The sequence below is a fragment of the Alcaligenes nematophilus genome (genome assembly GCF_026344155.1).
GTDB lineage: Bacteria > Pseudomonadota > Gammaproteobacteria > Burkholderiales > Burkholderiaceae_B > Alcaligenes > Alcaligenes phenolicus.
Map to the genome: position 1 here is coordinate 143,279 of NZ_JAPKMZ010000003.1, position 18,507 is coordinate 161,785.

The window sequence follows — 18,507 nt, forward strand, 5'->3', positions numbered from 1 at the left end:
CCGCAAAAAGGACAAAGTCAGAGCCCTAATTGTGACAAGTCAAACCGGGCGCGTAAATAAGGCGTAGAAAAAACCGTCGCCATCTGCCAGCGATCGTCCCGCAACGCCGGGCAAAATCTGGCCAGGAGAGTCCAAAAGCTGCGCCTCGGGGTGACGGGCCAAAAATGCCTCGACCTGTTGCTCCCCTTCAGCCGGGAAAATCGAGCAGGTCGAATACAGGAAATGCCCGCCTGGCCGCAATGTGGACCACAAGGCATCCAGTATAGAGCTTTGCAAACGTGCGGTATCGGCAATGTCCGACTCGCGGCGCAACCAGCGAATATCGGGGTGACGACGCACAATACCCGAAGCGGTACAAGGCACATCAGCCAGGATGGCATCAAAGGGCTGACCATCCCACCACTGAGCAGGACGAGCCGCATCGCCCCGTTTCAATTGAACTTTGTCGCTAGCCAGGCCCAGACGACGCAGGTTATGACCTACGCGCTCCAGACGCTCGCCGTCCGAATCCAGGGCCAACAAGGAAACATCCGCCTGCTCCAGCAAATGAGCGGTCTTGCCACCCGGGGCCGCGCACGCATCCAGCACGCGCATGCCATCCTTGACCGGCAAAAGCAGACCGGCTTGCTGAGCCGACCAGTCCTGCACCGACCACCAGCCCAGATCAAACCCAGGAATCGCCTGAACCGGCATGGCCTTGTCCAAGGTAACGGCACCCGTGCCGGGGCTGCTGGACGCAATACCGGCTTCCGTCAGCACCGCCTGCAAGCGCTCCACCGAGCAACGACGCTGATTCACGCGCAAGGTCAAAGGACCGGGGCGATTGGCCGCTTGCAACAGCGCTTCCCAATCACGAGGGTAAGCACGACGCAATTCCTTGACCCACCAGCCAGGATGATTCCAGCGTGCTTCGGGACGGCTCTCTACCTGAGACAGGATCATCTTGCGCTCGCGTGTAAAGCGACGCAGCACCCCGTTCACCAAGCCCTTGGACAGACGCAGCGCAGCCTGGCTATCAGCCGCACGCACAGCCTGATCCACCACCGTATGCACGGCATAGACCGGCACATCCGGGCGATCCTCAAAAGCCTTGGCATCCTCTTGCACACGCATGGCTGTATCCAGCAAGGCCAGCGACACCATCAGCAAGGCATCCAGCCAGGTATTGCTGGGCTGGCGCGGCACCAGCGTGATACGAATCTGACGGGCATGGCCCAGACGGCGCAAAACATGGAAGCTGACAGACTGCACCGCCGCACGGGCAGGCGCTGGCGTTGCAGCCAGGCTTTCAGTCAGGGACTTGCCTGCCAGTACGCCTTCAATATTGCGCGCACTCAGCAACATGACTTCAGACAGGGGCAAAGAGGGAGAAAGATGGGCGTCGGACACAGAACAACCGCTAGAAAAGAAAAATATGACTGCGACTGTAGCACTATTTGCCGCATAAACCGGGCTCAAACGCACAAGATCCGCACGCATCCGGGCATGGGACGGTAAAATCAAGCCTATTTCCCAATTTCGAGCCCTCAAGCTCCAGAAGGACCCTCTATGAGCGCCCCCAAAGTCGGATTCGTGAGCCTGGGTTGTCCCAAGGCCCTGGTCGATTCCGAACGAATTCTTACCCAGCTGCGTACCGACGGCTACCAGATCACCCCCAGCTACGACAATGCGGATGTAGTGGTGGTCAATACCTGTGGCTTTATCGACAGCGCCAAGGCTGAATCGCTGGAAGCGATCGGCGAGGCACTGGCTGAGAACGGCCGCGTCATTGTCACCGGCTGTATGGGTGTGGACGAAGGCCTGATTCGCGACGTGCACCCCTCGGTGCTGTCCGTCAGCGGCCCCCAGCAATACGAGCAGGTACTGCGCGCCGTGCGTGAAGCCGCACCGCCTTCGCTGGATCACAATCCCTATATTGATCTGGTACCGCCACAGGGCATCAAGCTGACCCCGCGTCACTACGCTTATCTGAAGATTTCCGAAGGCTGTAACCACAGCTGCAGCTTCTGTATTATCCCGTCCATGCGCGGCAAACTCGTCAGCCGCCCTGTCGGCGACGTGCTGGGCGAAGCCGAGCGTCTGGTCAAGGCAGGTGTCAAAGAGCTGCTGGTGATCTCGCAGGACACCAGCGCCTATGGCGTAGACATCCGTCAACGCACCGGCTTCTGGAATGGCCGCCCCGTCAAGAGCAGCATGCTGGACTTGAGCGCCGCCCTGTCGGAACTGGGTGCCTGGGTGCGCCTGCATTACGTCTACCCCTACCCACACGTGGACAACATCATCCCGCTGATGGCTGAAGGCAAAGTGCTGCCGTACCTGGATATTCCCTTCCAGCACGCCAGCCCTTCGGTGCTGCGTTCCATGAAACGCCCTGCGTTTGAAGACCGCACCCTGTCTCGCATCAAGCAATGGCGTCAGGACTGCCCGGATCTGACCATCCGCTCCACCTTCATCGTGGGCTTCCCCGGCGAGACCGAGGAAGACTTCCAATACCTGCTGGACTGGATGACCGAAGCCCAACTGGATCGCGTTGGCTGCTTCCAGTATTCGCCTGTTGAAGGCGCCCCCGCCAACAAACTCGACGGCATCGTCCCTGACGAAGTCAAGCAAGAGCGCTGGGAACGCTTCATGGAACATCAGCAAGCCATCTCCACCGCTCGCCTGGCTGCCAAAGTGGGCCGCGAAATGGACGTGCTGATTGATGAGATCGACGAAGACGGTGATGCCGTTGGCCGCTCCAGCGCCGACGCCCCGGAAATTGACGGCAACGTCTTCATCACCAGCGAACAAAAACTGGAACCCGGCCAGATGGTGCGTGTGCGCATTACGGATTCCAGTGAATATGACTTGTTTGGAGAAACAAGCTAAGCTCGAACGTCCCTACGTTCATTTGACAATAGCCCGGCCCTCGAGCCGGGCTATTCGCTTACGACATGACAAGAACAAGACTCATCGAGCTGGCTGTTGTTACCGCGCTGGGATATTTCCAGTACTACCTTTTGCAAAACCATCTGGATTTTCTACTTCTAGATTACATGGAGAAACACCGCTGGCTAGCCGTGGCCCTCTCTATGGCCCCTCTTTTTGCGCTCTATTTCTTTGCGAGGGTTTTACTGCCAAGCGTAGCAGCTGGCACACTCACGGCCGGCGCCACATTTCTACTCACGAAAGTCAGCAATACAAAACAAGCTCTGACAACTGCGCCGCTTTCATGGACGGACCTTTCCCAGACCGACAATTGGTCAATTATTCCTCACTACATCAGCTACCACCATGTTCTCTATGTCCTGCTGGCTGTTGGCGTGATTTTCGTTTTAGCTCGCATCGACCCAAGTACACGCCTAAAAAAAAGCGGGATTCTGCTGGGGACCTTGTTTAGCATTATTTCCTTGCACCCTTACCTGGACAAAATCGACAATCATGTCAGTCGTGTCGCGCGCTTTGAGCTCATTCGCCAAGATGTTCAATACTACATGTGGGACTGGCCACTCAATATTCGTAAAAATGGTTTGCTAACCCACCTTATTCAAACCAGTCAACGCCGTATACCTTCGCCTCCCTCAGCCCAAGAGCGAACTGAGTTTGACCTCTTAACATCCTCGGAAATAAAAACGGTTGAACAGCCTGCAAACATCATCCTCATCCTATGTGAGGCCTGTTGGCACGACGAGCAACACTTCAAATCAGCCTTTACACCGTTAACAGATATAGGTTTTCAACCTTTCCGGGCGATTTCCCCTGTTTATGGTGGAGGCACTGTCAATTCCGCCTTTGAGCTCTTAACAGGCCTTCCTGCCAATGGGGCTCTAAATGGTGTGATTTACCAGGAATACACCCAGCTACTATCATCCAAAGCATGGGCCTGGCCTCGTAACCTTCAGCTAGCTGGCTACACAACCACCTCGCTCCACAACTTCTCTCGCAACTTCTGGAATCGTCATATTATTAATCCAAAGCTGGGGTTCCAACAGTTCATTTCCATTGAGGATATGAACTACGAGGGTCCAACTTTAGCCAGAGACTACATTCTATTTGATGCCGCAGTAGAAGATTTTCAAAATAAAAATGGGTCACATTTTCAATTTATGACGACCCTTTATACCCATGGGGGATATGAATCTCATGAAGGGGACGACGGGGAGCACGTTTACGGTGAAAGATTGACACAAAGCCTGCAGGAAACAGCCGATTTCGCCAGCAAGCTTATCGAACGCCACCCGGATACTTTAATTCTTCTGGTCGGTGACCATAAGCCAGCTTTGACTCGTTTTTTCCATCAGGCAAATGTATTTCCGGACGATTTTTTTATCCGAACAGGGCAAACTGCCAACGACTACATGTTCGCCCCCTCTGCTCCCAAAGAGGTCCTAGGCGACGTCCCTGGCTATATCTACTATCGCAACCAAGATTTAACGGATCGCTTGAATCAGCAACCATTTTTCTGCCTCACCCAAATTATCAACGATGCAACAGTAGGAACGGCACTCCCTTCGTTCCAGTACTCTCAGCACCACTCGCTTTGCTCAAAAAACACCACATTGTCCTATACCCAACTTAGCGAGTCCTATCCAAGCTGGTTGTACTCTGCCTCCCTTTTCCAACCCTGATCTGAAAATAATCCTCATGCCTATTTATCAACTCGACAATCACTCCCCCCAGATCGACGACAGCAGCTTTGTTGCCGCAGAGGCGACCTTGATTGGCAAGGTCGTTTTGAAAGAGAAAAGCAGTGTCTGGCCCGGTGCCGTTATCCGTGGCGACAACGAAACCATTACCGTGGGTGTAGGCTCCAACGTGCAAGAAGGCGCAGTACTGCACACCGATCCAGGCTACCCGCTGGATATTGGCGACCATGTCACCATCGGCCACCAGGCCATGCTGCACGGCTGTACCATCGGTGAAGGCGCGTTGATCGGCATCCAGGCGGTCGTGCTGAACGGTGCCGTCATCGGTCGCGATAGCCTGGTTGGTGCTGGAGCACTGGTCACGGAAGGCAAAGTCTTCCCAGAGCGCAGCCTGATCATCGGATCGCCTGCCAAAGCCGTGCGTACCCTGAGCGATGAAGACATTGCCAAGCTACGCCAAAACGCCAGTGTTTACGCCGAACGCGGTGGCCACTATAAAACGGCTTTGAAACGCATAGGCTAAGAAAAACAGGCGTATACCGGGTTCCTCTTCGTCATACACCATGCAGTCTGCCGTCGCTTGAAAAACCTTCGGAAAACGTTCGTGGCCACACGACGCTGTCAATCCGGACTGCCCTGGTCCCTACCCCTCCTGCCATCGCCGTTGGCGATGGCACGTTGACAGATGATTGATTTGCAAGGAAGAAAACGGGTCCTAGAATGAAGGCGTCAATCTAAAAACCACCTTCAGAGACAGATCCCTATGAAAACCTACCGCATCGGTCAGATCGTCCCCAGCTCCAACACCACCATGGAAACCGAGATTCCTGCCATGTTGCAGGCTCGTTACGCCGAGTTTCCTGAAGAGCGCTTCACATTCCACTCCTCGCGCATGCGCATGATGCACGTGAATCCCGAAGAGCTGAAAGCCATGGACATCGCCAGCGATCGCTGCGCTGTTGAGCTGAGCGACGCCCGCATGAGCGTGATGGCCTACGCTTGCCTGGTCGCCATCATGGCCCAAGGCGACGGCTACCACCGCGTCTCGCAAGAGCGTCTGCAAAACACCGTAAAAGACAACGGCGTGGAAATTCCTGTGCTGAGCTCGGCCGGTGCCCTGGTCGATACGCTGAAAGAATTCGGCTACAAGAAAGTCTCCATCATCACCCCTTACATGAAACCGCTGACCAAGCGCGTGGCTGACTACATCGAAGCTGAAGGCATCGAAGTTCAAGACTCCATCAGCCTGGAAGTGTCGGACAACCTGGAAGTGGGCCTGTTGAACCCAGAGAACCTGCTGGAGCACGTCAAACGCCTGAACCACGACGGCGTGGACGCAGTTATTCTGTCCGCTTGCGTGCAGATGCCTTCCCTGCCTGCTATCCAGCGCGCTCAAGACCAGATCGGCAAGCCCGTTCTGTCCGCCGCTGTTTGCACCGTGTACCAAATGCTCAAGACCCTGGGTCTGGAAACCCGCGTGCCTAACGCTGGCCACATCCTGTCGGGTGCCAAGCCACAAGCCTGATCGAACAGGCTTAGCGGTACAAAGCCCTGCCGACATACAGTCGGCGGGGCTTTTTTTATGCTTAGACGTCCTCAATGTGTGCCGTAAAAACCGCAGTTGTGGCCGCTCATAAACAAACGCCAAGCCATGGCTGGCCGTTCGCCCTCGATACAGGCTGATAACAGCCTCTGCTACTACATCCGTATGGACATATGACGTAGACGCGACGCGAAATAGCCCTATAGCTTGGAGCGATGACTCTCTCCGCTGCCACGTCAGCCCAGATGCAGATAATCAAAAAAAAGCGATATGATGCCTGCATGAAACTGGACCTTCTAACCCTCAAACTGTTTGTCCGCATCCTGGAAGAAGGCACGATCAGCCAAGCGGCAGAGCGTGAGCATATTGCTGCCGCCGCGGTCAGCCGCCGGATTGCAGATCTGGAACAGTCTCTGAACACCACCTTGCTGCTGCGTACGAACAAAGGTGTCAGCCCAACTGCGGCGGGCCTGGAGCTGCTGTACCGCTCACGTGCCTTGCTCAACAGTGCGCAAGAGATCGAGACACGCCTTCAAGCGTTTTCGCAAGGCCAGCAAGGGCTGGTACATATCCTGGCCAATACATCGGCTATCTCCCAGTTTCTGGCCGAGCCTCTGGGCGAATTTGGACGTCTGCACCCCGCTATTCCCCTGCAACTGGAAGAACAAACCAGCCTGGATATTATTCGGGCTCTGGCAGAGGGCAAAGCCGACCTGGGTGTCTTTACCCGCCTGCCTTACGCAGCCGATATCGAAGCTTACCCATTTCGCAGTGACAAGCTGGTCGTGCTGGTGCCTATCAATCACCCCTTGGCTCAGCATGAAAAAATCCGTTTCGAGCAAACACTTGAGCATGAGCAGATCACGCTGCTGACCGGCACGCAGCTGCATTACCAGATCACCAAAATCGCCATGGAAGCCAACCGCTCGGTGCGCATCCGCACCGAAGTGTCGGGCTACGACGCCATGTGTTTGCTGATTAATGCAGGCATGGGTATAGGCATCTTGCCGCGCAAGAGCGCCAGCATTTATCAGATCCCCAATACCCGTGTGATTGAGCTGGACGAAGAATGGAGCCAGCGAGAAATTCTGATCGGTGTGCGCCGCCGCAGTGACCTGCAACCGAGCGCCGAAAGCTTGCTGAGCTTCCTGCTCGAGAGCGGCGCTTAAGAAAGCCGACCTTAGCCGGTGCTACGGCCAAGGTCATATCGTCTAATAAGCAGGCCCGGCCTTTACAACATAACTGAGGCGGAGCAGCTATCCGCAAGACGTCTGGCGATCTAACAAGCTTTAGTAAGCGGCGCCGGGCTGAGCAACTGGCACCTCGACCTCGTCCTTGAATTGACCCAACAAAGTCGTTGCCGCCTGCCGCAACAAAACCGCGTCCACGCCTACGGCCACAAACAAGGCCCCCAAGGACAAATAGTGATGCGCTGCCTCGACATTGGCCTGCAAGATTCCGGGAGCCTTACCCGCCTTGCTGATACGCACGATCGCGTCCTCAATCGCTGACAAAACGTCTGGATGCCCGGGTTCGGTCAAATACCCCATACTGGCCGCCAAATCCGCCGGGCCGATGAAAATACCGTCCACGCCCTCCACCGCCAGAATCTCGTCCAGGTTCTCCAGCGCCTCACGCGTTTCCACCTGACAAATCACGCACATTTCCTGATTGGCTCGCGCCACATAGTCCGTGGTCGCCCCCCAGCGAGCAGCACGCGCCAAGGCTGCCCCAACCCCTCGAATGCCATGCGGAGGATACCGTGTCGCGGCAACAGCCGCTTTGGCCTGCTCCGCGTTTTGCACCATGGGAATTAAAAGGTTCTGAGCCCCCATATCCAGCAGCAGCTTGATCTGCACAGGGTCATTCCAGCTGGGACGCACAATCGGCGCAATAGGATGGGCCGATACGGCCTGCAACTGCGCCAACAAAGTCTGTACCGTATTGGGAACATGCTCGCCATCCAGCAAGATCCAGTCATAGCCCAGGCCTGCACAGAGGTCCGCCACATACGGGCTGGCCAAGCCATGCCACAAACCAATCTGGGACTTGCCCTGCCGCAAAGCCTGCTTGAATGCATTTACCGGGTGCTTCATGTCCTCTCCTTGTCATGTGCTTAGGCGTCAAACAAGCAGTGTAAAGCGCACAAGGCAGAAGTGAGCACAGGGCCTGATTGTTTTGTCTCTGAGCATACCCATGCAGAACCAGCAGACAAGAGTAGGCAACAGAAACGGCCCACTCAATGGGCCGTTGTTCTTGATGCAATGGCAGACGTAATTACAAGGCCTGACCAACCTCTTTCACCAACTCCCCAAAGCGGGGTGTAGTGCGATCTCGCGGACGTGGCAGGTCTACCTCTATCCGGGCGCTGACACCAGCCGGGCTGCCACCCAGAACGATAATGGTATCGGCCAAAAAGACCGCTTCGTCAATGTCGTGCGTCACAAACAGAACTGCTGCTGAACTACGCTGCCACACTTGAACCAGCTCATCCTGCAAGGCCTGACGAGTCAAGGCATCCACGGCAGAAAAAGGTTCATCCATCAACAACAAATCCGGCTGCACAGCCAAGGCACGGGCAATGCCAACACGCTGCACCTGACCACCCGACAGTTGATGCGGCCAGCGGTCTTTCAGATGCGCCAAACCCACCTGATTCAAGGCGGCATCCACACGCTGATCACGCTCTTCACGCGACAGACCCAGACCTTCCAGACCATAAGCCACGTTGGAAGCAATACGTCGCCAAGGCAACAGACGACTGTCCTGAAACACGAAGGCATTGGCACGACGGCCAGGACTATCTTGCAGGTTGGAACGCAGATGTCCGAAGCTAGGCTGGCTCAAACCGGCTGCCGCACGCAACAAGGTGCTCTTGCCCACACCCGAACCACCTACAATCGCCACAAAATGCCCTGCCTGAACTTCCAGATTCACATCGCGGATCACAGGTGCAGGCGCACCGGGGTACTGAAAACCAAACCCCTGGAACTGAATCAAGGCTGCCACTGAAGTACCCATTTGTTGAAAGCCAGAAAAAGCATATCGCACAAGGTGTAGACCACCGAGATGATCAACATATAGACCACCACCGCATCGTAAGCACCCACACCCGCCGCGGCATTCATTTCCTGACCCATACCAGGCACACCCAGCAACTCGGCCGCAATCAACGTCATCCAGGCTTGACCAATACCGGCACGCACACCACTCAACAAGCCAGGGCTGATCGCTGGCAACACTACCGTCCAGGCGCGAGCGAAATAGGAGTTATGCCCGAAAGCCGCAGCCAATTCGTAATAGCGGGGATCGACCGAACGCACCGCACTGTAAGTGGCAAAGTAATTCAGCCAGAACACACCGATTGCAATCACAAAGGCTGCACCAGTGTGGCTGACCTTGAACCAGGCAATGGCAAACACCACCCACGCCAAGGGCGGGATAGGACGCAGCAAGCGAACCAAGTAAGCTTGCAGTAAATCAAAGCGATGGATCGTTGCCGCCGCCAGACCAAAAGCAATACCCAGGAAAGTGCCGATGCCCAAGCCCCAGAAATAATGCACCAGACTGGACTGAGCAGCCGGCCAAAGACGACCGGCTTCAATCTCCTGGAACAAAGCCGAGGGCAAGCTCAATGGATCAGGCAGCGTACCTCGCGGAGCCCAGCCATAGACATAAGCCAGGCGCCACACCAGGATAAACAAGGCAAGACCGGCTACGCCGTAAACAATCCGCTCCAGACCGCGACGCCACAAGGCATCAACCAGGGCACCCGCAGTTGCGGGTGCTGCGGCGGGCAAACTTGCTTGTTTCGCAACGCTCATTACGGTGCTGCCTTTTCATAAAAGCGAACGTCAAACAGGCTTTGGACATCATCCAGCTTGGTCGCCAGCGTGCCTAAAGAAACCTGGAAATCCTGCAGCTGAACCGTGCCATCAATAATCTTGTGAGGATCAGGCTGGAACTGATCACGCGAGCGCTCGATAGCGGCTTGCACAATCTCTTTAGGTAAGCGACCACCGCCTACATACTTCTGCACATAAGGCGTTGCCTTGGCTGGCTCGTCGCGCAACATGGCAGTGGCACGCAGGTGAGCATTCACCAAATGCTGAACCAGATCAGGATTGGATTTGATCAAGCCTTCACGCACCAGCAGTACCGAGCCGGGCTCATTGGGGAACAACTCCCCACCGTGAGCCACAATCTTGGCATCGGGCTGGCGCTGCAGAATTTGGCTAACCGTAGGTTCCAGAATGGCGGCGGCATCAACAGCGTGATTGCTCAAGGCCTGTTGAATCTGGGCCTCGCCCTGGTAGATCACCTCGACCACATTCGGGTCTACTTTCAGCATATTGCGCAGCCAGTACTGCAAGGCAGCCTCTGGCACAGCGCCTTTGGGGTAGCTGGCAACTTTGGGCTTGTGACCCTTCTCTTGGGTGAACTTGGCGACAGCCGCTGCGAAGTCAGGCTGGTCGGCATCCAGATAAGCAGCCAGATCACCAATAGCGACCACACTGACCTGTTCCACAATATTGGAGGCGACAACTTTAACGTCGGCCTCTTTAGCCTTGGCCACCAAAGCGGGGCCAATACCCACATAGGCAACATCCAGCTGCCCGGCGATCAAGGCCTGGGTCAGCGCTGGACCGCTTTGAAACTGAACCAGCTTGGGTTCCGCTTGTCCCTCTGGCAATAAGTCGCCAGACCCTAAGCCCACGAACAATTGAGCGGCAGGCATGATAGGCAAATAGCCGATCTCCAGCGCTTGCTCGGCAGCCTGTGCGGAGAAGGAGACGGATAGAGCAAGAAGGCCAGGGGCTAAATAACGGGAAAACATAACGATCTCGTGAAACAGGCGAAAACTGAAGCTTAAACCTGTTGGGGAGACGCATCTTTATTTGCTTATAACAAAAAGAAATAAAAACTGGATTCTTTAGAGTGCTGTGAGTACACGACTGTACTCATACCGACAGACAGCTCCCCTATCACTCTAATACATGGTCAACACTTTTTACTAGCGAGTGATAAAGTAGGTACCGACCATCAGGAACAACACGCCCACTAGCTTATTAAAAGTAAGAAGTTCACCAAAAAACAGCCAAGCTAATATCAAGCCGACTAAATATCCTAACGACAATAATGGATAGGCAACACCAACCTCCAACTTGGAGAGCACAACAACCCATACCCCAAAGCTAAGAACATATAAAACCAATCCTCCAGTTATGAAGGGGTTAAACATGGCTCGGAAAATAGAATAAAAGACCCCTTTTTCAGGCAGAAACAAAACCTGAAGAGAGTTGGTCCCAGCCTTCAAAAGCAACTGTGCGAAAGTATTCAATAAAACGGCGGATAAAACCAAACCAATCTGAGCAACGCCCATTCTATATTCCTAAAAGGTGTACTGCACAAGCCACTCCCCCACCAACCAGGCAGCCAGCCAAAATCTCTGTCTTGCTGTGACCAATTCTCTCTCTAAGGTTGAAATCCCTGATTTTATTCAAAGCTATTGCATGTTTCTCAATCTGCTTGCGCAGACTATTAGCATCAAGCAAAACAATAAACAACAAGGCTATTGAAACACCAAGAACCGGACTTGAGAGCCCTTCCTTTAAATAAACAAGAGCAGCCATACTGCTAACAATAGAGCTGTGATTGCTCGGCATACCACCATAGCCAATCAAATCAAAGGCAAGGCGCCCAGCTCGAAAACTGTTTACAAGAAACTTTAAAACCCCTGCAACCAGCCATGCCAAGAATGGAGTTAATATATATGCGTAGGTCATAATTAAAAATAAAGCTGATAAACAACCACAGAAAGCCAAGAAATGACAATCATTAAAATTGGTTTATCATTTATAACAGCATCAGTTGGTGACTCCCCCAGGTCAGAAGAGTCGACAATATACCAATACCTAAAAATACCAAATAGAATAATTGGTACAGTTAAAACCAAATCAGGCTTGGACTCAAGAACAAACATGCTGTAAAAAACAATAGTACAAGTAGCTGCTGTTTCTACATATTTTCGCACCAAATCACTTGAATACTTACTTAGTGCCTCCCTGGTCGTACTGCCAGAATTCCTAAGCTCCTGCTCTCTCTTTACAGCGGCCAAATAAAGCGATAGAGATAACACTGTAATCAGCATCCAATTAGAAACAGGCACTTGTATCGCCAGCGCGCCAGCATACACCCTAAGAACAAATCCCAATGCAACGGTAAAAATATCAATAACAGGAATATGTTTTAGACACTTAGTATAAGCAAGATTAACAACGATATAAAAGGAAAGTATAAAAAAAACCTGATAATTCAGAAGCAAAGAAAATACAACAACGACATAACAAAACAGCAACAAAACAATAGACTGAGCTACAGATACCTCCCCACTTGCCAAAGGGCGAAAACGTTTTTTGGGATGCAAGCGATCTTTCTCTACATCACCAATATCATTAACAATATAAACAGAGGAAGCAGCAAAGGAAAAAAATAAAAAAGCCAATAATGACTTTATTATTGAATCAGAGGACAGCATCATGCCGGAAAAAACCAAAGGGGCAAAAACAAAAAAATTTTTAACCCATTGCTTTGGCCGCATAAGACGCAGGAGAGATAAACTATTCATCCGAACTCCAGCTCAATGAAATGGCTGAGACAGCAAATAACATAAACGGCATTATAGACAAAGCATATCTAGACTGAACCTCAAAAACAAAATAAAAGGCAATCATCTGAAAAACGTAAGCACAAGCAGAAAAATATAAAAACTCTCTTATATTATTTTCATTTCTTTTTTTGAAAAAATAGACCAATAAAGAAACAAAAAACAAAATAAGAAGAATATAATATAAATGAGAATTGATTCTCTCAGACAAAGAGGCATATTCCTGGCTGACCTTATGCTCTGGATTATTATTAGCCCAAAAGAAAACCCCGCCCGAAGGAACCCATAAAGTCTTAATTTTCTGCTTATATGCAAATTTCGAAAATCCCGGAAAATCATCAAAAATCCGGGAGTAAATCTCTTCCTTTATTGCCGCACCAACCTTACCCTCGTCCCCTAACGAAGTCCGCAATTCCTGTACAAACTCAACATCATCAGTGTTATATAGCCCGTTATGATTCTTATTAGTCCCAAACAATAGAACATACCCACCCATACCATGATTCGAGTTGACACTAAAAAACCCTTGGTATGCGCTATTCAAAAGCGCGTGAGAAGAGAAGACCAACAACAAAGGGACTAAAAAGCAAACAACAGACTTAATAGCCTTATCGGAATATAGAACCACGCCCAAAAGAAAAGGAAAAATTAAAAAAACTGAGGTTGGCCTAGAGTAATATGCAAAACCAATAAAAAAAGCACTAGTGACCAAAAACAATAAGTTTTTTGTTTTTATAAAACGAAGAAACGAAAAAATAGAAATAAACAAATAAAGAAGATAAGTTGCTTCACTTGAAACTACCGCCGTATAAACAAAAACAGCAGGGAAAAGAGCATACAAAAAAGCTGTAAAAGTGGATATTTTTCCGCTTTGCCCAAGCTCCAACATAATCGCTCTAACTACAACTGCCTGCAACGCCCAACACGCCGCTGCCGTTATGGAAGCAGACAGATAACTGACACCCAGCAACTTCATCCCGAATGCATAAACAATAGAGCTCGACGGATACTTAGAGCTTGTCCACACATGAAAAAAATTTCCGTTTAAAAACCTGACAGCATCATTGTAATAAATTAAATAGTCACTTTCCGGAATAGTTTGAACGCTAGAAGCCCATGTAACATAAGAAAAAAAAACAACAAAAAACAACAAAACAGGCGAAACATTAAAGAAATTTCGCGCTAAAAAAAAACCCACCAGAAAAACAGAAACAATAGAAAAAAAAGAAAAATAATAATCGCTTGTCAGATGAAGAGTTCGAGAAAAATAAAATATCAGATACAGAAAAAACGGCAAAAAAACAAGTCGAAAAAAATTAAAACCAGAGCTTAGATTAAAGAAAGACCTGACCATGTATTCCACCGCATATTATTAAAATAAAAATCAGCTCGCTTAAGATCTGCTTCCTGTGGGGAACAAGGGAGTCAGTGTCTTTATTCTCGCCATCCAATCATTTTCATCTGCCATCTGGCGTAACCTAGCTTGATAAGCTTGATCATCTTTTACATCAAAAGCCTGCCGGATTCTCTCGACATACTCATCAGCGGAGCTGGCTGAAAAAACCTCTGGGTAAATAGTGCACTCATCCATTGCTGAGGTCACAACCACCGGAACCTCCATTGCAAAGTATTCGAATAGCTTTAGAGGAGATGTTGTACGTGCTATCTCGCCTGGCTCGAAAGGAATAATTGCCACATCAAAGTGTTGTGAATACGCAGGCAGGATAGAATAATTAATTGGCCCTAGCCAAATAACATTATCTGCTTTTGGCAGCCTCTCACTTCCACCAAAATAATCCGGGCCTAAATAGACAAAGCCACACTCTGGCATGCGAACTGAAAGCTCTTCTAGAACCTCATACCACAACCAAGGAGCCAAGGCACCAAAATAGCCCACAATACGTTTATAGCGTTTTAAAAAATTCGTATATTTATCAGGCAAAGCAATATGTGTCCAATCCTGCCGATAATGCTGACAGTCAACACCGTTGGCCACGAATAGAACCTTATCCTTTCCAACTGCAGCTATAGACTCCTCTACCAGAGCCTTAGATGAGGCAACGATATAATCTGCATCACCAGAAAATGCATAGTTTTTAAGCTTCAACAAACTATCAACTGTATTACCAGATATAGCTGGATCTATATGATCAATATACTCATAAATCACAGCATTTCCCTCAAGTAGGTGAGGACCATACTCAGGCACCACAGCATAGGCTGTGCTATAGATTGATCGCAGCACACCTTTTAAATTTGCTGATTCAGGAGCGTTTACCAACCATACGTTGTCTCCCATATAACGCACACCCCGCAAATTATCCTGATCTAGGCTGCGCGTCTCATAGATAACCAGATAACCAGACCGTCCCATCGCCGAAGCAATATGTTGAGGTCGTTGAAATAACGGGACAGCCCAGTCAATAGCTACCGATTGTACAAAAACGCCTTTATATTTATCTCTATGTACGAGGACGTTCGCCTCAAACTGATCCCAACTTAAATCAGTTGCTCCAGGCACGGATGTTATCGCCGCCAGCCCACCGAGAGAGACAGGTCCGGTATTTTGACTCTGAAGACGTTTCCACGCTACATAGTTACGAGCATCACTCCAGAACCCAAAAGGGTTCCGAATAAGACGAGCGAGCACTCGCAAAGGGCGGGTCAGTTTCCAAGAAGTTGACAACCTAATGGCGTTAACCGCCTCGTCTTTCTGCCGCATCACATTCTGTAGCTCTACATTATGCTCCTGCAAACGCTGATTTTTTGTTGTCTGCTCCAGCAGTTCGGCCTTTGAGATACTAAGCTGCTTCAAACTCTCTGCAACCTGCTCCAGAGAATCCTTTAAAACACGAGAAAACTCGTTTTCCATATGCTTGAGTAAAACACTATCTCGAGATAGAGAATCAATTTCATAGCCTGACTCTATATGAATATTCCCCAAGGTCAAATTCATTTGGTCAAACCATTTTTTTCTGGCATAAACCAAAACAATCTGATCACCATCCCACATACTAGATGGCAAAATACTGCAATCGACTACCTTTGACCAAACCAGATCGAACCCATTAATCGTTACAGGAACATTTTTATCCGTAAAAGTAAAAAAATGCTCATCAATTCTATTAAACTCTCTATAAGGAAGAGCAAGAATCAAACCCAATTCAGCTTTTTCAGAAATACGGTTTAAAACCTCAAAAGGATTATGAAAATGCTCTAAAGTATTAGACGAGAAAATAAAATCATAAGATTTAATATTAATCAAATCTCGACTATCTAACCAATCTTGATCTAGAAATTCTAATTCTGGGTATTTAGTTTTTGCTGTGGCGATAGATTCACTAGAAAAATCAATACCTGTCAATTTTTTTGGATTAAAAAAATTTGTTAGTACATTCAAGCCATCGCCTTGGGCACATCCCCAGTCTGCAACAGTTAATTCGTCTGAGCGTATTACCTGTATAAGCCAGGACGGCAAATTATCCATAGCTACTGTTGCAAAAAACCTCGACTGCTCGGGCCCCAAGTTATCCTCCCAATCTGTGGCAAATCTATTTTCCCAGTATTTTTTCGTATTAATATCGCTGTTCATTACAAGCTCACAGAATTAACTTCTACATCAGGACAAAAAATACCGAACATCGTTTCATCACTGACACTTACAAAATAATGCGCACCTTCATAATATTCGTAGTAATGAACATCGCTACCATTCCTCTTCTCTACAGTGGCGACCAATAAATATTTACCTGGCGAAAGGTAGTTCTTTAAAGAAAAATCAACACGACGTTCAGAATATTTCCGGCTATCCTCAACAACCTGCTTAGAAACTGCTACTACAATATCATTACCCTTCAAATCTTTTATAGAAAAAGCGATCGTTAAGTTATCGTTCGATATTTCCTCGTTCAACTTGTATCTTATTGATATTTTTATATACATGCCCCAAGTAATAAGATCTGCTTTATTTCCCTGTATATCCTGCACAGCAGCGTATTTGATAGTCCCGGTATGAGAACCCCAATGCGAGGAAGGCCTGGTGTCCAACGACTCTATAAGGTCTACTTGCACTGGCTCAGTCGACGATTGATCTGAACTGACCTGTAATCCGTCACTATCTTTGAACATATACTCCATATATCGGCTTGTGATTGGAAACACGTCACCTACATCGATTTCTTTTCCACGGTCCAACCACAATACACGGTCGCATAGAGTCCGAATACTAGAGATATCATGACTTACGAAAATGATAGTAGCACCTGACTCTTTAATATCATTGATACGGCGCATACACTTGGCTACAAACCGCGCGTCCCCCACAGCAAGAGCTTCATCCACAATGAGTATTTCTGGTTCAACGTGAATAGCAACTGAAAATGCCAACCGCGCATACATCCCACTAGAATAAGTTTTAACTGGCTGATCTATAAACCCTTCTAGCTCAGAAAACTGGATAATCTCATCTATTTTTTTCTCTATCTTATTTTTTGGATAGCCCAATATAGCGGCATTAAGAAATATATTCTCTCGCCCTGTAAATTCAGGGTTAAAACCAGCCCCTAATTCCAGAAGTGCCGCGATACGCCCACGGACTTGAATATGCCCTGTTGTCGGCATTACAGTTCCGCAGATCATTTGCAGCAACGTAGACTTTCCGCTCCCATTCCTGCCCACAATACCAAAGGTTTCCCCGCGGCGAACTGTCAAATTCATCTTATGCAGAGCAATAAATTCTCTGTAGTATTTTTTATTCTTACTAAAATACTGCCTTAACCTGTCGGAAGGTTTTTCATATATTTTATATATCTTGGAAACGCCTTCCACTACAATAAGATCAGAGCACATCCGCAAAACCCTTTTTCATTTTTTTAAAGAAAATAAATGAAAAAAATGCAAATAAGGAAGAAAAAATAAAAGAGAGGAGAATAAATAAAACTCCAGGAACCCTACCCCAATAAACGATATCCCTAAAAGCCTCTATAAAATAAGCCAAAGGATTTATATAAATAAAATTCCTAAAATCAGCAGGAAGAGCCTCAACAGGATAAAATATAGGGGATAAAAACATCATAACGGTTGTTAATATCCCAACAAACTGATTAATATCCCTCAGATACACACCAAGCGCCGAAAGAAACCAAACGCATCCAAGAACAAAAAAGCACAAAGGGATCAAGTAAACTGGCATAAGAACAATCGTCCATTTTGGCAATCCATAAAAAACAGAATAAACCAAAACCCAGACTAGAAAGCTAATAAAAAAATTAAAAAGGGCGGCACCAACAGTAACAACACCTAAAACCTCAACAGGAAAAACGACTTTTTTGACATAATTTACATTGCTGAGAACTACAGTAGGCGCACGATTGATACATTCCGAGAAAAAATTAAAAACGATTAATCCGGAAAAAAGTATTAGCGCAAACTCTAATTTCCCACCGTCAGAATGCCCCCAGCGCGCTTGAAAAATAACGCTAAAAACAAATGTATAAACGACCAACAACACCATAGGAACCAACAAGGACCAAAGAAGCCCAAGTACAGATCCTTTATATTTTGTTTGAATATCTCTATATATCAATATTCTTATTAGATATCGATTTTCAATCAAATCGGAAATTATCATATATTTAAAAATCAAATATTACTGATTAGTTTCTTAAAAACCG

At 48.9% G+C, this 18,507-nt stretch carries 17 protein-coding genes; 5 read left to right on the top strand and 12 right to left on the bottom strand.

The features are described 5' to 3' along the window. Positions 1-39: 39 nt before the first annotated feature. A complete protein-coding gene (rsmB, locus tag OSH04_RS09405) occupies positions 40-1,344 on the bottom strand; it encodes a 16S rRNA (cytosine(967)-C(5))-methyltransferase RsmB (protein WP_009458588.1) in 1,305 nt (434 codons plus the stop codon). 204 nt (positions 1,345-1,548) lie between these two features. On the opposite strand from rsmB, the gene rimO reads away from it, so the two are divergent. The 5 genes from rimO to OSH04_RS09430 all read left to right on the top strand — a co-directional run bounded on the left by rimO (position 1,549) and on the right by OSH04_RS09430 (position 7,337). Next, a complete protein-coding gene (gene rimO / locus OSH04_RS09410; RefSeq protein ID WP_109089175.1) occupies positions 1,549-2,868 on the top strand; it encodes a 30S ribosomal protein S12 methylthiotransferase RimO in 1,320 nt (439 codons plus the stop codon). A 65-nt stretch (positions 2,869-2,933) separates the two neighbouring features. Then, positions 2,934-4,607: a sulfatase-like hydrolase/transferase gene (locus OSH04_RS09415; protein WP_266108328.1), complete on the top strand. Its 1,674-nt coding sequence runs from the start codon at positions 2,934-2,936 to the stop codon at positions 4,605-4,607. Positions 4,608-4,623: 16 nt separating this feature from the next. Further along, entirely contained in the window at positions 4,624-5,148 is a 525-nt protein-coding gene (locus tag OSH04_RS09420; protein ID WP_266108329.1) for a gamma carbonic anhydrase family protein, read from the top strand. A gap of 240 nt (positions 5,149-5,388) precedes the next feature. After that, a complete protein-coding gene (locus tag OSH04_RS09425) occupies positions 5,389-6,150 on the top strand; it encodes a maleate cis-trans isomerase family protein (protein ID WP_009458584.1) in 762 nt (253 codons plus the stop codon). 299 nt (positions 6,151-6,449) lie between these two features. Beyond that, positions 6,450-7,337, top strand: coding sequence for a LysR family transcriptional regulator (locus OSH04_RS09430; protein WP_086060995.1), 888 nt, complete (start codon positions 6,450-6,452; stop codon positions 7,335-7,337). Positions 7,338-7,457: 120 nt separating this feature from the next. Here OSH04_RS09430 and hpaI read toward each other — a convergent pair whose 3' ends face one another. The 11 genes from hpaI to OSH04_RS09485 form a co-directional block, all read right to left on the bottom strand. Beyond that, positions 7,458-8,264 carry a 4-hydroxy-2-oxoheptanedioate aldolase gene (gene hpaI / locus OSH04_RS09435; RefSeq protein WP_266108331.1) on the bottom strand — a complete coding sequence of 269 codons (807 nt, stop codon included), beginning with the start codon at positions 8,262-8,264 and terminating at the stop codon, positions 7,458-7,460. A gap of 181 nt (positions 8,265-8,445) precedes the next feature. Then, positions 8,446-9,189, bottom strand: coding sequence for an ABC transporter ATP-binding protein (locus OSH04_RS09440; RefSeq protein WP_226791389.1), 744 nt, complete (start codon positions 9,187-9,189; stop codon positions 8,446-8,448). Beyond that, on the bottom strand, positions 9,165-9,992 hold the full coding sequence (locus tag OSH04_RS09445) for an ABC transporter permease (RefSeq protein ID WP_238441731.1): 828 nt from the start codon (positions 9,990-9,992) through the stop codon (positions 9,165-9,167). The genes OSH04_RS09440 and OSH04_RS09445 overlap by 25 nt, the downstream gene beginning before the upstream one ends. Further along, complete coding sequence (locus OSH04_RS09450; RefSeq protein ID WP_009458579.1) at positions 9,992-11,005, bottom strand: ABC transporter substrate-binding protein; 1,014 nt, start codon at positions 11,003-11,005, stop codon at positions 9,992-9,994. The genes OSH04_RS09445 and OSH04_RS09450 overlap by 1 nt, the downstream gene beginning before the upstream one ends. Before the next feature lie 177 nt (positions 11,006-11,182). Further along, positions 11,183-11,551, bottom strand: coding sequence for a DMT family transporter (locus OSH04_RS09455; protein WP_266108332.1), 369 nt, complete (start codon positions 11,549-11,551; stop codon positions 11,183-11,185). A 1-nt stretch (position 11,552) separates the two neighbouring features. Then, positions 11,553-11,954 carry a divergent PAP2 family protein gene (locus OSH04_RS09460; protein WP_254002318.1) on the bottom strand — a complete coding sequence of 134 codons (402 nt, stop codon included), beginning with the start codon at positions 11,952-11,954 and terminating at the stop codon, positions 11,553-11,555. Positions 11,955-11,956: 2 nt separating this feature from the next. Then, entirely contained in the window at positions 11,957-12,796 is an 840-nt protein-coding gene (locus tag OSH04_RS09465; protein WP_266108333.1) for a decaprenyl-phosphate phosphoribosyltransferase, read from the bottom strand. Next, entirely contained in the window at positions 12,789-14,189 is a 1,401-nt protein-coding gene (locus OSH04_RS09470; protein WP_254002320.1) for a glycosyltransferase family 39 protein, read from the bottom strand. Before OSH04_RS09470 ends, OSH04_RS09465 begins: the two co-directional genes overlap by 8 nt. Before the next feature lie 39 nt (positions 14,190-14,228). Beyond that, on the bottom strand, positions 14,229-16,427 hold the full coding sequence (locus OSH04_RS09475; protein WP_266108334.1) for a methyltransferase domain-containing protein: 2,199 nt from the start codon (positions 16,425-16,427) through the stop codon (positions 14,229-14,231). Continuing rightward, a complete protein-coding gene (locus OSH04_RS09480; protein WP_254002322.1) occupies positions 16,427-17,683 on the bottom strand; it encodes an ABC transporter ATP-binding protein in 1,257 nt (418 codons plus the stop codon). The genes OSH04_RS09475 and OSH04_RS09480 overlap by 1 nt, the downstream gene beginning before the upstream one ends. Then, positions 17,673-18,464, bottom strand: a complete 792-nt coding sequence (locus OSH04_RS09485) for an ABC transporter permease (protein WP_266108336.1) — start codon at positions 18,462-18,464, stop codon at positions 17,673-17,675. The genes OSH04_RS09480 and OSH04_RS09485 overlap by 11 nt, the downstream gene beginning before the upstream one ends. Between the last annotated feature and the right edge of the window lie 43 nt (positions 18,465-18,507).